The organism is Bradyrhizobium sp. AZCC 1693 (assembly GCF_036924745.1).
Lineage (GTDB): Bacteria > Pseudomonadota > Alphaproteobacteria > Rhizobiales > Xanthobacteraceae > Bradyrhizobium.
In genome coordinates, this window is record NZ_JAZHSD010000001.1 from 1,009,993 (window position 1) to 1,025,810 (window position 15,818).

General features: G+C 61.8%; 16 protein-coding genes, 1 tRNA gene and 1 pseudogene. 10 read left to right on the plus strand and 8 right to left on the minus strand.

Annotated features, from left to right (window positions below):
- The first annotated feature begins 4 nt into the window (after window positions 1-4).
- The 6 genes and pseudogenes from V1293_RS05040 (at window position 5) to ccoS (ending at window position 5,531) form a co-directional block, all read left to right on the plus strand.
- Entirely contained in the window at window positions 5-169 is a 165-nt protein-coding gene (locus V1293_RS05040; RefSeq protein ID WP_334507234.1) for a cbb3-type cytochrome c oxidase subunit 3, read from the plus strand.
- Between the two features lie 7 nt (window positions 170-176).
- Window positions 177-1,049: a cytochrome-c oxidase, cbb3-type subunit III gene (gene ccoP / locus V1293_RS05045; protein WP_334507235.1), complete on the plus strand. Its 873-nt coding sequence runs from the start codon at window positions 177-179 to the stop codon at window positions 1,047-1,049.
- Between the two features lie 97 nt (window positions 1,050-1,146).
- Window positions 1,147-2,611: pseudogene (gene ccoG / locus V1293_RS05050) on the plus strand (cytochrome c oxidase accessory protein CcoG).
- Window positions 2,612-2,631: 20 nt separating this feature from the next.
- Window positions 2,632-3,129 (plus strand): FixH family protein, encoded by a 498-nt coding sequence (locus V1293_RS05055; protein WP_334507237.1) that lies wholly within the window; start codon window positions 2,632-2,634, stop codon window positions 3,127-3,129.
- Window positions 3,130-3,141: 12 nt separating this feature from the next.
- Window positions 3,142-5,334: a heavy metal translocating P-type ATPase gene (locus V1293_RS05060; protein ID WP_334507238.1), complete on the plus strand. Its 2,193-nt coding sequence runs from the start codon at window positions 3,142-3,144 to the stop codon at window positions 5,332-5,334.
- Window positions 5,334-5,531, plus strand: coding sequence for a cbb3-type cytochrome oxidase assembly protein CcoS (gene ccoS, locus V1293_RS05065; RefSeq protein WP_334507239.1), 198 nt, complete (start codon window positions 5,334-5,336; stop codon window positions 5,529-5,531). The genes V1293_RS05060 and ccoS overlap by 1 nt, the downstream gene beginning before the upstream one ends.
- A 142-nt stretch (window positions 5,532-5,673) precedes the next feature.
- Here the strand turns inward: ccoS and V1293_RS05070 are convergent, their stop codons facing one another.
- The gene (locus V1293_RS05070; protein WP_334506553.1) at window positions 5,674-6,990 is read right to left on the minus strand and encodes an ISNCY family transposase; all 1,317 of its coding nucleotides are present in this window, start codon (window positions 6,988-6,990) and stop codon (window positions 5,674-5,676) included.
- A gap of 657 nt (window positions 6,991-7,647) precedes the next feature.
- Between V1293_RS05070 and V1293_RS05075 the strand changes: the two genes are divergently transcribed.
- A complete protein-coding gene (locus tag V1293_RS05075) occupies window positions 7,648-8,310 on the plus strand; it encodes a leucine-rich repeat domain-containing protein (protein WP_334507240.1) in 663 nt (220 codons plus the stop codon).
- Window positions 8,311-8,425: 115 nt separating this feature from the next.
- Here V1293_RS05075 and V1293_RS05080 read toward each other — a convergent pair.
- From V1293_RS05080 to V1293_RS05105, 6 genes are all read right to left on the minus strand, one after another.
- Window positions 8,426-8,515, minus strand: a tRNA-Ser gene (locus V1293_RS05080).
- 78 nt (window positions 8,516-8,593) lie between these two features.
- Window positions 8,594-8,779 carry a hypothetical protein gene (locus tag V1293_RS05085; protein ID WP_334507241.1) on the minus strand — a complete coding sequence of 62 codons (186 nt, stop codon included), beginning with the start codon at window positions 8,777-8,779 and terminating at the stop codon, window positions 8,594-8,596.
- The gene (locus V1293_RS05090) at window positions 8,776-8,904 is read right to left on the minus strand and encodes a hypothetical protein (protein WP_334507242.1); all 129 of its coding nucleotides are present in this window, start codon (window positions 8,902-8,904) and stop codon (window positions 8,776-8,778) included. The genes V1293_RS05085 and V1293_RS05090 overlap by 4 nt, the downstream gene beginning before the upstream one ends.
- Window positions 8,905-9,287: 383 nt before the next feature.
- On the minus strand, window positions 9,288-9,497 hold the full coding sequence (locus V1293_RS05095) for a hypothetical protein (RefSeq protein WP_334507243.1): 210 nt from the start codon (window positions 9,495-9,497) through the stop codon (window positions 9,288-9,290).
- A gap of 782 nt (window positions 9,498-10,279) precedes the next feature.
- Complete coding sequence (locus V1293_RS05100; protein ID WP_334507245.1) at window positions 10,280-10,471, minus strand: hypothetical protein; 192 nt, start codon at window positions 10,469-10,471, stop codon at window positions 10,280-10,282.
- The gene (locus tag V1293_RS05105) at window positions 10,464-10,655 is read right to left on the minus strand and encodes a hypothetical protein (RefSeq protein WP_334507247.1); all 192 of its coding nucleotides are present in this window, start codon (window positions 10,653-10,655) and stop codon (window positions 10,464-10,466) included. The genes V1293_RS05100 and V1293_RS05105 overlap by 8 nt, the downstream gene beginning before the upstream one ends.
- Window positions 10,656-11,348: 693 nt before the next feature.
- Here V1293_RS05105 and V1293_RS05110 point away from each other — a divergent pair.
- Window positions 11,349-11,585, plus strand: a complete 237-nt coding sequence (locus V1293_RS05110; protein WP_334507248.1) for a hypothetical protein — start codon at window positions 11,349-11,351, stop codon at window positions 11,583-11,585.
- A 928-nt stretch (window positions 11,586-12,513) separates the two neighbouring features.
- A complete protein-coding gene (locus V1293_RS05115; protein WP_334507250.1) occupies window positions 12,514-13,437 on the plus strand; it encodes a septal ring lytic transglycosylase RlpA family protein in 924 nt (307 codons plus the stop codon).
- On the opposite strand, the gene V1293_RS05120 is transcribed toward V1293_RS05115, so the two are convergent.
- On the minus strand, window positions 13,434-14,378 hold the full coding sequence (locus V1293_RS05120) for an alpha/beta fold hydrolase (RefSeq protein ID WP_334507252.1): 945 nt from the start codon (window positions 14,376-14,378) through the stop codon (window positions 13,434-13,436). The genes V1293_RS05115 and V1293_RS05120 overlap by 4 nt on opposite strands.
- Before the next feature lie 177 nt (window positions 14,379-14,555).
- On the opposite strand from V1293_RS05120, the gene V1293_RS05125 reads away from it, so the two are divergent.
- Entirely contained in the window at window positions 14,556-15,818 is a 1,263-nt protein-coding gene (locus tag V1293_RS05125) for a D-alanyl-D-alanine carboxypeptidase family protein (protein ID WP_334507254.1), read from the plus strand.

Genomic DNA, 15,818 nt, shown 5'->3' on the forward strand with positions numbered 1-15,818 from the left:
AACGATGAAAGCAATTCTCACTGTCCATAACATTGCGTCGGACCTGGTCACGACGTTCTGGACGCCGGTCTTCGTCGGCATCTTCATCGCAATTCTGACCTACGCGCTTTGGCCGCGCAACCAGGCCGCCTTCGACGAAGCGGCGAAAATGCCTTTGCGGGAAGAGTGAGCCGATCATGACCGAACACAGCGATATCGATCACGTCTCCGGAAGGTCGACCACGGGTCACGAGTGGGACGGCATCAAGGAACTCAACACGCCGCTGCCGCGCTGGTGGTTGATAACCTTTTATCTGACAATTCTCTGGGCGATCGGCTACTGGATCGTCTATCCTGCGTGGCCGCTGCTCTGGAGCCATACGACCGGCATCTGGAATTACTCGACCCGCGCGGAGGTCGCCACCGAACTCGCCAATCTGGAAAAGATCCGCGGCGACAGGATGGTGGCGCTTGGCGCTGCCTCGCTGGAGGAGATCGAGAAGAATCCCGCGCTGCTGGCCCTGGCGCGGGCGCGCGGCAAGACGGTGTTCGGCGACAATTGCGCGCCTTGCCACGGCAGCGGCGGCGCGGGGGCCAAGGGCTATCCAAATCTGAACGACGACGAATGGCTATGGGGCGGCAGCCTCGACCAGATCATGCAGACGATCCAGTTCGGCGCCCGTTCGGGGCATCAAAAGACCCACGAGAGCGCCATGCTGGCCTTCGGCAAGGAGGGCGTCCTCAAGAAGGATCAGATCGTTACCGTCGCCAATTACGTCCGCTCGCTATCGGGCCTGCCGGCCGCTCCGGGATACGATGCGGCCGCCGGCGTAAAAATCTTCACGGACAACTGCACGTCCTGCCATGGCGACAACGGCAAGGGGAACCAGGAACTCGGTGCGCCCGATCTCACGGACAAGATCTGGCTCTACGGTTCGGATGAGGCGACGCTGGTCGAGACCATCACCAATGGCCGCGCCGGGGTGATGCCGGCCTGGGTCGGCCGGCTCGACCCGTCCACGATCAAGGCGTTGACGGTCTATGTCCACTCGCTTGGCGGAGGAAAATAGCCGCCGGGCAGGGCAGGCGTCCTTCCCCTTGAGGTGGATCAAACGCCCTTCCAGAGCCGGGTCTACAGTGAACTCCTGAGACGAGATCAACCCGGCGATGACCAAGACCGTGAACCCGACCGAATTGCAGCTTGACGACGATGGGCCGCTTTACGCGGCCCAGAAGAAGGTCTATCCGCAGAGCGTTTCCGGAACCTTCCGCCGCACCAAATGGGGCCTGATGGCGTTCTGCCTCGGGGTCTACTATCTGCTGCCGTTCGTGCGCTGGAATCGCGGTTTGGGTGCGCCGGACCAGGCGGTGCTGGTCGATCTGCCGAACAGCCGATTCTATTTCTTCTTCATCGAGCTGTGGCCGCAGGAAGTCTATTATTTTACCGGCCTGTTGATCATAGCTGCCCTGACGCTGTTCCTGATGAACGCCGTCGGCGGCCGCATCTGGTGCGGCTATCTCTGCCCGCAGACCGTCTGGACCGATCTGTTCTATGCCGTCGAGCGCCTGATCGAAGGTGATCGGCGCGAGCGCATGCGGAAAGACGCCGCCAAGGGCACGATGAAGCTTGAACGCTTCGCCGAACTCCTGCTGAAGCATTCGATCTGGCTGATGATCGCCTGGTGGACGGGCGGCGCCTGGGTGCTCTATTTCAACGACGCCCCGACGCTGGTGAAGCAACTCATCACCTTCCAGGCGCCAATGATCGCCTACATCTGGATCGGCATCCTGACGGCGACGACCTACATCTTCGCCGGCTGGATGCGCGAGCAGGTCTGCGTTTATATGTGCCCGTGGCCGCGTATTCAGGCAGCCCTCACTGACGAGTGGGCACTCAACGTCACCTATAAATATGATCGCGGCGAAGCGCGCACGTCGTTGAAGAAGGCAAACGAGCTGCGCGCGCTCGGCCAGCCGGTCGGCGACTGCATCGATTGCTATCAGTGCGTGGCTGTCTGCCCGACCGGCATCGATATCCGCAACGGATCGCAACTCGACTGTATCCAATGCGGCCTCTGCATCGATGCCTGCGCCACCGTGATGACCAAGATCGGCCGGGAAACCAGGCTGATCGGTTACGATAACGACATCAACATTCACCGACGCGAGGCCGGCAAGCCGCCGGTCTACCGTATCGTGCGGCCGCGTACCATCACCTACGCCGCAATGATCCTGGCTGTCGGCGCGATTATGCTCTACGCGCTGCTGAACCGAACGCTGCTCGACGTCAACGTGTTGCATGACCGCAATCCGGTTGCGGTGAAGCTCGCCGACGGATCGATCCGCAATGCCTATACCGTTCGCCTCCTGAACAAGCGCGGCTTCGACCGCGTCATCGCGATCGACGTGGATGGCCCGGTCAATGCCACGCTCCATGTCGTCGGCGCCGATTCCGTGACACAGGACCGGCCCATGATCATCCTGGCGCGCGATACGACCACCGAACTGCGGCTGCTGGTGACGGCGCCATGCGGAGAACAATCCCGAGAAGTCCGTGCCGGTGCATTTCCGCGTTACCGACATCGGGCTCGGCGAGGTTGCCTCCGCCACCGACCATTTCGTGTCGCCATGATATTTTCGAGGAGTCTTCACATGAGCCGGAAGCAGCCGCCAAGACCCATCACCGGGCGCATGGTGCTCTTGATGATGGTAGCGTTCTTCGGCGTCGTGATCGGGGTCAACCTCGTCATGATGCGACTGGCGATCCAGACCTTGCCCGGCACCGAGGTCGATAGCGCCTATAGCGCCAGCCTCACCTATGAGAAGGAGATTGCCACCGCTCGTGCCCAGAGCGCGCGCTGCTGGAAGGTCGACGCCCATGTTGAACGCAGCGGGCAGGGCGGCGCCACGTTGCAGGTCGAGGCGCGCGACAATGATGGCCGGCCGATGTCCGGCCTGAAGTTTCACGGCCGGTTCGAACGGCCGACTGACCGGCGAGCCGATCAGCAGGTCACGCTCGCCGAGGTGGGGATCGGCATCTTTCGCGGCAGCGCGGAAGCCATCGCACCGGGCCAATGGGATCTGGTGCTCGAAGGCGCCGCGGCGGGGCAGCGGCTGTTTCTGTCCAAGAACCGCGTGTTGTTGAACTAGCGAGGCCGGATCATGCAGCCGACGCGGGATTTTTCACACTATGTCCGCCATCTCGGATCGGGCTTGTCGCATATCGATCTGGCGGTGGAGGGCGTCAGTTGCGCCGGCTGCATGTCCAAGATCGAGCGCGGGCTTTCCGCGCTGCCGGATGTGACACTGGCGCGCGTCAACCTGACCGACCGTCGGGTGGCGTTGGAATGGAAGGAGGGCGCGCTCGACCCGGCCCGTTTCATCGACCGGCTGGCCGAGCTTGGTTACAAGGCCTATCCGTTCGAGCCGGTCCGCGCCGAAGCTGACGAGACCGAGCAGGCGAGCTTCCTGCTGCGCTGTCTCGGCGTCGCCGCCTTTGCCGCGATGAACATCATGATGCTGTCGATCCCGGTGTGGTCCGGCAACGTCTCAGACATGATCCCGGAGCAGCGCGATTTCTTCCACTGGCTGTCGGCGCTGATCGCCTTGCCGGCCGCAGCCTATTCGGGGCAGCCGTTCTTCAGGTCCGCGCTTCGCGTGTTGCGGGCGCGCACGACCAACATGGACGTGCCGATCTCGATCGGTATCGTGCTGGCGCTCGCGATGTCGGTGATGGAGACGATTCACCACGCCGAACATGCCTACTTCGACGCCGCGCTGATGCTGCTCGCCTTCCTGCTGGCCGGCCGCTATCTCGATCAGAGCATGCGCCGCAAGACGCGGGCGGTCGCCGGAAACCTCGCCGCGCTGAAGGCGGAAACCGCGACGAAGTTCGTTGGCGCGGATGAAATCAGCGTCGTGCCGATTGCCGCCGTGCAGACCGGTGACATCGTCCTGCTGCGTCCGGGCGAGCGCTCCGCCGTCGACGGCGCCGTGGTCGAGGGGCAGTCCAAGATCGACCAGAGCCTGATCACCGGCGAGACCTTGCCCGCAAAGGCGGGGCCGGGCACGGCCGTCTATGCGGGCACGCTCAATCTGTCGGGCGCCTTGCGGGTAAGGGTGTCGGCGGCGTCCGAAGGCACGCTGCTGGCGGAGATCAGCCGGCTGCTCGACAACGCCGTACAGTCGCGCTCCCGCTACGTGCAACTCGCCGACCGCGCGTCGCAGCTTTATGCGCCCGTCGTGCATGCGGCGGCGCTTCTGACCATGCTGGGCTGGGCGGCCTACGGCGCGACCTGGCACGACGCCATCGTCACCGCGATCTCCGTTCTGATCATCACCTGTCCCTGTGCGCTCGGACTGGCGATCCCGGCGGTGCAGACCGTGGTCTCGGGCGCCATGTTCCGGACCGGTGTGCTGCTCAATTCCGGCGATGCCATCGAGCGGCTGGCCAGTGTCGATCGCGTCGTATTCGACAAGACGGGCACGCTGACCTTGCCGGAGCTCGATGTCACGAATGCCGTCGATGCTCCGAAAGACGTGTTCGAACTCGCCGGGCGGCTCGCACTGGCCAGCCATCATCCGGTCGCCGCCGCAGTGGCGCGGGCCTCCGGCGCAAAGGCGCCATTGGCCGGGGTCGAGGAGATAGCAGGCGAGGGCGTGCGCGGCTTCGTCAACGGGCTCGAAGTGCGGTTGGGCAGGCCGTCGTTTTGCGGCGCGGACCAGATCGCCAACGACATCCTGTGCAGGGATCCCGAGGCTTCCGTCGTCGCCTTCCGCCATGGCGAAACGCGGCACGTCTTTGCGGTGCGGCAGCGCCTGCGCACCGATGCGGCCGGCGCCGTTGCCACGCTTCTCAAGGCCGGGATTGAAGTCGAGATTCTGTCCGGCGATCGAGAGCCTGCGGTACGCCATGCGGCCGGGACGCTCGGCATTCATGAATGGCGCGCAGGCGTCACGCCGGCGGACAAGATTGCCCGCATCGAGGAATTGAAGCGGCGGGGCGTCAAGATCCTGATGGTCGGCGATGGCATGAACGACGCGCCGGCGCTTGCTGCCGCGCACGTCTCGATGTCACCGGTCAGCGCCACCCATTTGAGCCAGGCGACCGCCGATCTGGTGTTCCTCGGCAATCGCCTCGCGCCCGTCGTCAAGGCAATCGGCTTCTCGCGGAAGGCACTGCTTCTGATGCGGCAAAACCTGTGGCTGGCTGCGGGCTACAACCTGCTCGCCGTGCCGCTCGCGATCGCAGGCCTCGCAACGCCGCTGGTCGCCGCCGCCGCGATGTCCGGTTCGTCACTGCTGGTGATCTTGAACGCGCTGCGCGCGCATCGCGGCGCGAGGGAGTTTTGCTGATGGAAGTTCTGGTGTTTCTCGTACCCTTGGCATTGACGCTCGGCGCCCTCGGCCTGATGGGCTTTCTCTGGTCGCTCAAGAACGGCCAGTACGACGACCTCGAGGGAGCAGGCTGGCGCGCGATTGCCGATGACGAGCCTGCGCATCCGAACTATTGCCGTCCAGCGGGGCCGGATGTCGGCAAAACGAGTGGGTGAGAAACTGCGGCGTTTGCACTGCACAATGGTGAATGCTGTCCGTAGCGGGTGAAGTTGTCGTATTTTTGTAGCTCGTGATCTGTCGCCTTCGTTGTTGAGTTTCGGAGGAGCCGGAAGGCGTGGACGGTTTCCTCCGGGTTGGTCATGCCACGGATATTGCTGCCGGGTTAGCCCTCCTGGTCGGTTTCTTTGTTCGACTTGAAGCCCGTTTCTCCGCCCCGACCCGCGCTATCTCGACGGCGGCGCGCGCAGGGGCGGTCAAGGACGCGCGCTTGCGCGCCCGCAAGGGCTTGTCCTTGACGGCTCCGAGCACGCTGCCAGGCTGAGGCGCGTCGGGGCTGATCTGGTGTCCGTCGGCGGCAAACGTCGCCAATCGGTGCGGGCCAAGGAACACGCTCGCGGTGCCATCGGGATACTCATGGACCCGCACCAGGGCTTTGACGAAGTGGGGCCTGAGCCGGCTCTCCGGCAGCTGCAGCCGCCGACCGTTCCATGCGATCGTATTGTCGTTGGCGACGGTTCGGTCTTCGATCACGCACAGCGCTTCGCGCCAAGCCTCGTGGCGATCGGCGACGAACGCCGTGCCCGGCTGTTCGGCCTTGATCGCAAACGCCGCGTTATGCTCGGCCATGTAATGCGCCCTCAGCCACGCATTGGCGGCTTCGACCGTCCTGATCCCGGCGAGCCGCAGGTCCTTCGGCAGCCGGCCCTGCAGCGTGCCGAACATCCGCTCGGAGCGCCCGCGCGCCTCCGGCGAATAGGCTGCGATATGCTCGATCCCAAGATGCGATAAAGCCCGTCCCACCTGGGTTTGTTGCGTCTTCGAGACCTTCTCGCCAGCCTTCGGGGTGTAGAAATAATGGCTGCCGCGATCGGTGTAGAGCGCGCAGAACAGGCCGCGCCCGCCAATCACTTCGCCCAAGGCCTGGAACGTCGACGCCGTGCCTTCTTCCTCGACCAGAAACATCGAGTAGATCTCGCTCGTCGCATCGTCCAGCGTGACGATCAGGTCCATCGCCGGCAGACCTTCGATCCAGGCGTGGCGCGACCCGTCCTGATGCAGCAGCATGCCCGGAAGCGGCCGGCGCGGACGCTTCTTGCGGTGCGCCGAACGCTTCGGCGCCTTCCGCACCAAGCCCGCCGCGTGCAAGGCCAGCTTCGTCACCGTGTAGCCAAGCACATAGCCATGCCGCTTTTGCAGCTGCTCGTGGAAGTGCTTCACCGTGAAGTCCGCGTACCTGTCCCGGAACAGCCCCAGCATCCGCTCAAGCTCTTCCTCCGGCGCGCGCCGCGGCGATCGCCGCCCCATACGGAGGTCGACAAGCCCGTCATCGCCCTCCGCCTCATAGCGTTCCGCCCAACGTTGAAACGTCCGCACGTTGATCCCGAGAAGCTCAGCCGCGGCCACCTGCGTCAGTTCCTTCGCCTCCGTCCGATCCAGCAAATCCGAAAACCGCATCCGTCGTACACCCTCGTGAATGGATGCCGTGCCCATCGTGCCCCCTTTGTTCCAGGGCACCAAAAACACGACACTTCACGAGCTACAAACACACGACAGATCACGCGCTACTGACAGCACAATGGTGAATGCTTGGCAGGCTTTCACAATTCGCGCACTCTTCCGCACGAGTCGGTCATGACATCGGGGATGCGCATGGACGTCGCGGAAGTCGTTGTTGTCGTCTTGCTGGCGATTTGGGGCCCGCCGCTGCTGTTCGTGGCGTTTTTGCTGCGGCCAATCAAAATAGCCGGCTCACGACCCAAACGATGAGGAACAGCCAACCGGCCATCGCAAGCACGATGGCGATCAAGTAACTCACCTTCCTCCACGTATAGCGCACCGGCGGTCCTCAAGAACAAAGCCGCCAAGCGGAATATATTCGCTTGACGGCCCTGCCGGGTGTGGGCCCGGACTCTTGGGGAATTGTCCGGTGCGCAATCCATATCCCGGTTCGAGAACGGCGCAACCGAACTCGCAATTTAACCTAACCGGTCAACCTTACCGTCCGCGATGCGTTGACTTTGGGTCCGCGACGATCGTGACTCAACCGTGACTTGGTAATGGTCGGAATCGTGTGGGGTGGCAACCGACCTTGGCCGGCCCTAAAGTCAGGTCATGAAAGACACTGCGGATCCGAATCTGTCCCTCTGGAAGAAGGGACTCGGCGTCGTCCCGGCCTGGGTTTGGGAGCGGACCGAACTCGAAACCCTCGTCCTGGCCGACAATGGACTATCGGATCTTTCGGACCGCATTGGAGGTCTAAAGAAGCTGCGTATGCTCGATCTCGGTCACAACAAGTTTGCGGGGCTGCCTGACGCATTGGGCGGCCTCAGTGGCCTAACCGACTTTCTCTATTTGCACGACAACAGACTGACCGCGCTGCCTCAGTCGCTTCGGCAACTTGCGAAGCTGCGCTACCTAAACCTCAGCGAGAACGCATTCGAGACGATCCCTGAGGTTGTCACGCATATGGAGAGCCTGATTGAGCTTCGGGTGACCGACAACAGGCTTACCTCGATCCCCGACAGCCTTGGACGGCTGTCTCGCCTGCGGGAACTTCACCTCCGGAACAACAAGCTCATGTCGCTGCCGGACAGCATCGGCCTGTTATCGGAGTTGAGGCAGCTAGACCTGCGGGGGAATCCGCTGAGATACCTTCCCGCCAGCGTGGCGGCCCTACCTCGCCTGGATAAGCTGGATTTGCGGTGGGTCGAGACGCTCGCGCCCCAAGCATGGTTCTCAGACCTTGAGGCACGCGGCTGCGCCATCTACCGCTAAGGAAGCTCGGCGCGGTTCCCCACCTATCTCTCGCACAGTCCGGTTGGCGGCTGTCTTCGAGAAATCAACGGTGGCGTAAGATCGACGGCAATCGGTTAAAGCGGGGCGCGCGGTTTGGCGGAAGGGGTGGGATTCGAACCCACGGTACCCTTGCAGGCACGCCGGTTTTCAAGACCGGTGCCTTAAACCACTCGGCCACCCTTCCAATCCAATAGATTCAACCGCTTAACGGACGGCGGCACCGAACGCAATATGAACATGGACCCAATTTGGACCCAACCGCTCATTTCCCCAGGAGCCCCGATGCAAATTTCTCAATGGCATCGGTGAGGTTGGCGTCAGCCGCCTTGGTTCGCTTCCGCTTGGCGTAGTTGCGCAGCAGGATGGCAGGGTCATCACCGATCCGCTGCGCCACGGTGTGCACGGGAATGCCGGCATCGAGCAGCGCGGTTGCGTGAATGCCTCTCAATCGTGGAAGCGGGTCGCGCCGAAACCGAGGTTACCCGCCCGCCTGGCGAACTCTTTGGAGAAGTTGCGCGGGTTGCGCGGCGTGGTGAAATCGAACTCGCCCTTTTCCGGCGGTGCTGGAAACATGAGGGCGCCGGCTGGCAGGCGTATAGGCTCAGCTCGACGTCGTCGGGGATACCCACCTGGATGCGCTGGTGCCGTTCCCATTCCGCCACCAGCATCGATACGGTGACCCCATCGAGTGAGATTGTGCGCAGCCCTCACGCTGTTTTTGGCGGCAAATCGGCTCCGATGACGTGGGGAGCTGCTGTGATCTCCATGAGGTCAGCTCTCCAGGAAGCAGAACTGGGTCGGTTTCGGCCTCGTTCTTTATGCTGAATGCGAGCGCAATGGATGCCATCAGCACCAACAGGCCTCCTGCAATCATTAGCCAGGCGAGCAATTCCAATAATGGCATTGCGGTCCCCCCGCATTCATGTCCGGCGGTGTCCATAGATCGTTACAGGCACTCACTCTGCAATGACCGACAGAATTGCTTCGAGATAGTCGCGATGAATGGTGGTTGGTGACTTGTTTCCGTCGAGCAGGACGCGGGCGCAATTTACGTAGACGCTGCTCTGCCCGACGATAGTGCCCGTCTTGTCAGCAAGTCGCGGACAGCGTGATGCGCCGAGTGCGCTTAGTTGAACACGATCGCCAATCGAAAAATCTGACGTCATGGTGCCGATCCAGACTGCATGGGATCAGGCAATAGTGCTTGATCCGTGAGGCTGCTTTCCAGAATCGCTCAGTCGTTCAGTTCAAAGCCCATGCCAACTGATATGTCTAAATATTTAGTTAAAGCCGGGTTGCTTGCTCCCTGTTCACGCTGGCGGGTCTATTCCACGGGCCGCATGGTCCGGCGCCGTTTCATACGATCCAAAGCGCGAACGACTTCCTCTGTATCGAGAACGGCCAATAGCCGGTGCACCGTTTGAGCGGCGTCGCGCGGCCCTGGTGCGATGTATTCGGCAAGGATGCGCCTGGCATCCTCAGTTGCCTTCAATACGGTGTCCTCATCCGGAGTATTCATGGTGCACGCCTCTATTGTGCGGGCCCAAAAGCGCGAAATGAATTTCTTTTCTATTCTCGTTTTAGAAGGAGCAAACGGACCCTCTTTGCTGCTGCGCCAGGATCATTAGACATCGTGGTCCACTATCGGAATTGTCGTCTGTGAACTGATGGACATATGAGCAAGATTCTTCGCGTACTTCATGCTCGTTCAGCAATTGACAGCTTCTTTGGTTACTAAATCATTGGGAAAAAGTGGCAAGGCGTCCCAGTTCTGGACGCCGAATACCTAACAATTTAAAGCCAGCCAAGCGTAAGCCCTTCAAGGGTGCCTCCAATGCGGTTCACTCCAGAACCTCATACTCGAACGCCACGCCTTCGGGATCGTTTCCTCAAACCATTTTTTCGCACGAGAGGAGGTTGAACCATGCAGGAGTGCCAGCCTCACTCTTTAGCTGACAATCTCCCTGATCTTGATGCCCCGCAAGCTCTCGATGCAGTCAGCTACCAAATGCAAGAACTCTTGCCGCTTTATGCTTTTCACCTGACGCCCTTCCATATTGATGAGAATGAACCTCGCCATTTCGTAGGCGACTTCAAACTGCGATTTGCCGGTAACCTCAACGTCTATTCTCTCAGCCATTTCGCTCTCCGCTAGTTGTAATTGGAAGGCAGCCGTTCACTCCAGAACCCTCATACTCAAAGGCAACGCCTTCGGGGTCGTTTTCCTCAAACCATTTTTCAGCGGCGTCCACATCGGCGAAGACCTTGATGTGCTCAGGATCGCCAACCTGTTTGCTGGTGTTGACGTATACAAAAACGGTCATTGGTCTCTCTTCAGCTTGCGCTTGCCCCAACGATGACTTTTGCGCTCGGGATCAAAAACCCGTTCGACGTGACGGTTCAATGCCCGCATGACGCCGATCCGGGCCAACATCGTAGGGCCGCCGGTCTCTGCAACGAGGATCAAGCGCCTCCATGGCAGCCTGCCATTCGGGCGCGGAGTGTCCGCCTTCGGCAGCTTCGTGATGTAGTTGGCGGCGTCCCTCAGGGTGAGAAGCCACCGGCCATTCGGAAGCGGTATTGGATCCTCAAACGAAGTCGACCGAGGCAATAGGATTACTCAGACAATGATCTTGGGTGTTCCACACCAGCACCGCCTATTCCTAGCGGCCCGCCAACTCGTTCACGGTTTGTGCTAAAGCCGTATAATGAAAAACGCCCATGAAATCGAGATCCTGTTCAGGCGGCTTCGCCTGTACGACCAGCTCGGGCGCCGCGCCGAGGGACTCGTCCGAACGATCCAGAGGGTAATGAAGGAACGCTATGGACCTAGATCACGTCCGTTCGGAAATCGAGCACATGCGCGTCCAAGTCGGAAGGCAACGTAAGGAAATCCTGCATCTTCAGCGCGCCGGCATTTCGACTGCATCGGTTGAGCTTTTGCTGGGCAGGATGCTGGGAAGATCGACGGCCTTTGTGACGAGCGGGACCGGCTGAAGAAGGAGCAGGGCGGTCCGATGAAGGGGCGCGTGCTCGGCGGCCGGCTGGTGATGGCAGAGACGCTACGATGGTACGACGAGGAGGCGGAGAGCTCGCCGTGGATCAAGGCGCTTGCTGAATTGCGCCAGCGAGCCACGCGCGAGGGCTACTGCTATCAGCACGTCCAGGCGATCACTGTTGCGATCGACCAGTACGCTGAGAAGGCACTGGGCAACCGCGACTACTTTCTCAACAAGCCGTATGGCGTCGGCTAAGCGAAATGCGGTGCCCGCCCGTGTCAACGAGCGGCATCCGTTCCCTTTGGGCGGGCAGCCTCTTTGGCTCGCTCGGCTTGCCACGCATCATAGGCCGGGGTGCCACGTCTCGGGGGCGCGTCGGCTGGCAGCCCGCCCATCCACGCTGGCATGTCCGCAACGGGGTTGCTGCCGGGAGGCGATCGAGGGCGCGGCTGACGCGCCGCTCCCGCAACTGGCAGTACGAGCTAATCAATTGGAGTGGACGCTTGTCTAGCCGAACGCCGCAGCCAAAAGGCTCGAGCACAGGAGCATGAAGCTGGCCGTCGTCAGGACAAGAAATCCGTTGGAGACAATGTCGTGGTTGCGCATGATACACCTACCACTCTGATGCTCGTCCGAATTTGTTAAAGCTTTCCGAAACCCTGGTCGGAACTACCGAGCTATTTCTCTGTCTGAGGCCCGGGCGGATTACCCGAACCCCGTGGCCGTCAAGACTCAAGCTCTGGAACGATAGCCTTCAAATGCATGGGCTAAGAAAATGCCTGCGCTCACCAGGCCCATCACCGCTGTAACCGTCTCGATCATCGCACAAATCCTTTGCGCCCCTGCAATCCACAGAACGACTCCACCGTTGCACAGTCAAAAAGATTCACAGGCTGGAATCGCAGATCGGTCGTGAGTGATGATTTGGTGCAACAGATTGCCTGAAAGCGGCACAGGACGGATGCGACGAAGGGCGCATACACAGTGAATCGAGGCGCTGCGCCCGTAAATCAACGGAAATGCAAAGCAACCATTCATTCACCACGCGGGAGCGGACCCCATTTCCGCCGTGTTCCGGTTGCGATATCTTCACGACGTGATGCGGAGGTGGGCCGCATCGTGGGGGTAAGGCCGCAACGCTTCAACGTAGGCAGTCGGCCGCTGAAAATGGTAATTGGGGACGATGGGGATTCGACGGCCAAAAACGATCGTCCTGGCGGCGCGTGGTACCGTTGCCGTGGCAACGTGCCTTCTCCTTGCCAACTGCGCCTCGTCCGACAAATTCGCCAGCCGCGTCGATCCCAAATATGGCGTCTCCTCGAGCCCCCGCGTGGTGGGGTTCGGTGAGCCCGTGCCGAAGGGCGGGGGAACCTACCGCATCGGCAAACCCTACACCGTCGCCGGCCGGGTCTACGTGCCGGAAGAGGATCCGAACTATCGCGCCGAGGGCATGGCCTCCTGGTATGGCGACGACTTCCACGGCCGGCTGACCGCCAATGGCGAAGTCTTCGACATGACCTCGCTGACGGCGGCCCATCCGACGCTCCCGATCCCGAGCTACGCCCGCGTCACCAACGTCCGGAACGGCAAATCGCTGATTGTGCGGGTCAACGACCGCGGCCCCTATCACGGCAACCGGCTCATCGACGTCTCGAACAAGGCCGCGGAACTGCTTGAATTCAAAGCCAATGGCGTCGCTCGTGTGCGGGTTGAATATGTCGGCCGGGCACCGCTGGAGGGTTCCGACGACCGGCAACTCCTCGCCACGCTCCGGACCGGCGAGCCTGCGCCGTCCCCGTCCACGGTCCGGGTCGCTTCGGCCCGTCCGTTTGTGCCCGAGATATCGTCGTCTGCGGGCCGAATCCGGGGCGAGGTTCCGATGCCGGAGGGACGACCCTACAGCCTCGGCAATAGCTCGGCCGACTACGCCTCGATCAACGCCACGTCGGAAATGTCCGCCTCCAGCCGTTCGCGCGGCCGCGCCGCGGAAAACCCGCGCGCCGTGTCCTACGAGAATGATGCCCGCTATGCGGCGCCGAGCCAGGCTTACCTGCCGGCCGATTCGCGGGGTCCAAGCGAAGTGCTCAGCGGGCGAGGGCTTTACTAGCCCTTCAGGAAGTCGATCAGGGCTGTGTTGACCTCGTCGGGCCGCTCCTGCTGAATCCAGTGACCGGCCCCGTCGAGAATGAGCTTTTGCCGCAAGTTCGGCAGCACGCGCTCCATCTCGTCGACCAGCTTGGCGCCGATCAACCCGGTAATGACGCCATCCTTCGATCCCGCGATGAACAGCGATGGTTGGTGGATTTGCGCGCCCTGCCACGGCGCGGTCAGTTCCCAATTGCGGTCGATGTTGCGATACCAGTTGAGCCCGCCGCGAAAGCCGGCCTCCTGGTAGACGGCCGCGAAATAGGCGAGGTCGGCCTCGGTCAGCCAGTTCGGCAACGGCCGATTCGGATCGGCGCCCGCGAGGAATCCCTTGCCCGCCTGAACATATTGATGGGCTGCCGGATCGGAGAACCCGCGCCCGGCCAGCACGATTCGCATGGTCGCCGCGACATCGCGTTCGAACTCGGCCTCCGCCACGCCCGGCGCCTGAAAGTACTGCCAGTAGAAATTGGTGATGCCGCTTTTCCGCAAGGTTTCGAGCGGAAGGCCGCGTCCGCGGGAAGGGGGTGGAACGCTGAGGCCCGCAACCCTGGTGAAGATATCGGGACGGAACATCGCGGCATGCCAGGCGACCGGCGCTCCCCAATCGTGCCCGACAATGACGGCCTGCTTTTCGCCAAGTGTGGCCACCAGCGCGACCATGTCGCCGACATTGTGGAATATGGTGTAGGCGCCGACGTCGGCTGGCGCGCTGGTCCGGCCGAACCCGCGCATGTCGGGGACAACGACATGGAAACCGGCTTCCGCGATGGCTCCGATCTGGTGGCGCCAGGAATAGGATAGTTCGGGCCAGCCATGGCAGAGCAGCACCAGCGGACCCTGACCCTGCTCAGCGATAAAGAAATCCAGCCCGTTGGCGGAAATGGTGCGTGAGGATGGCATCGCGTTTCCGCCCTGTTTTTCGTATCTTGTCGGGAAATTGCAGCATCCCCACGATACGTTCCTTCGTCCGGGGTCGCAATCCGATCGACGCGGCGGCGAGTCCAAAAGGCAAGTCCAAAACCTGTGTTGTTTGCGATACTTCCAACTGTTAGAACGCAGGGATTCAGGACATCGCCGATGGCAGCAGAGACCTCCGTTTCCCGCAAATCCGACGCCGCGGCCATCATCCCGTGGCGCGGCCTGATGGCCGCTGTACTCGCGCTTGCGGTCGGCTGGGGCGGGATGGTGTACGCCGCCAACAACAGCGTACAGGGCGCGCCGAAGAAGGAAGATGGCGGCTTTGACGGCGACGCGCCGACTGCGATCCTGGTCGAGGCTTCCAGCGGCAGCGTGCTGTTCGAGAAGAACGCCGACGAATTGCGGGCGCCGTCCAGCATGATGAAGCTGATGACAGTCGAGGTGGTCTTCAACGCCATCAAGGAAGGCAAGATAAAGCTGACGGACGAATATCGGATCAGCGAGAATGCCTGGCGCAAGGGCGGCGCGCCGGCCGGCGGCTCGACCATGTTTGCCATTCTCAACAGCAAGGTGTCGGTAGACGATCTGTTGAAGGGCGCGATCATCCAGAGCGGCAATGATTCCTGCATTGCGCTCGCCGAAGGCATGGCCGGCAACGAGCGGATCTTTGCCGCCGACTTCATGACCAAGCGAGCCCGCGAACTGGGCCTGACGAAGTCCACCTTCGGCAACTCCAACGGCTTGCCCGACCCCGCCAACAGGATGACGGTGCGGGAGCTGGCAAAGCTCGCCCGCCACCTGATCCTGACCTATCCCGACATGTACAAATTGTTCGGCGAGCGGGAGTTCACCTGGAACAAGATCCGGCAGCAGAACCGCAATCCGCTTCTGAACTCGCTCAACGGCGCCGACGGGCTAAAGACCGGCTACACCAAGGAGGGCGGCTACGGCATGGTCGGTTCCGCCGTGCAGAACGATACGCGGCTGATCGTCGTGATCAACGGGCTCGAGGATCCCGACGATCGCGCCTCTGAGGCCAAGAAGATGCTGGAATGGGGCTTTCGCAATTTCGAGACGCGCACGCTGTTCGCGGCTAACCAGCAGGTCGGCTATGCCAAGGTGTTTGGCGGCGAAAGCCGCTCGGTGAAGCTTGCAAGCCCCGAGCCGATCAAGGTGATGGTGCCGAAGAACGGCAGCGAAAAACTGATCGCGCGCATTGTTTATAATGGCCCCGTGCGGGCGCCGGTGCAGGCCGGCCAGCCGGTCGGGGTCGTCAGGGTGTGGCGCGGCGCAAATATCGCCGTGGAGTCGCCGGTCTATGCCGCGGAAGCGGTCGGCACCGGCTCGACCATGCGCCGCGCGATCGACGGCGCCAGCGAGCTCGTCATCGGCATGTTCCGCGCGAGCGCAGAGAAGCTCTGA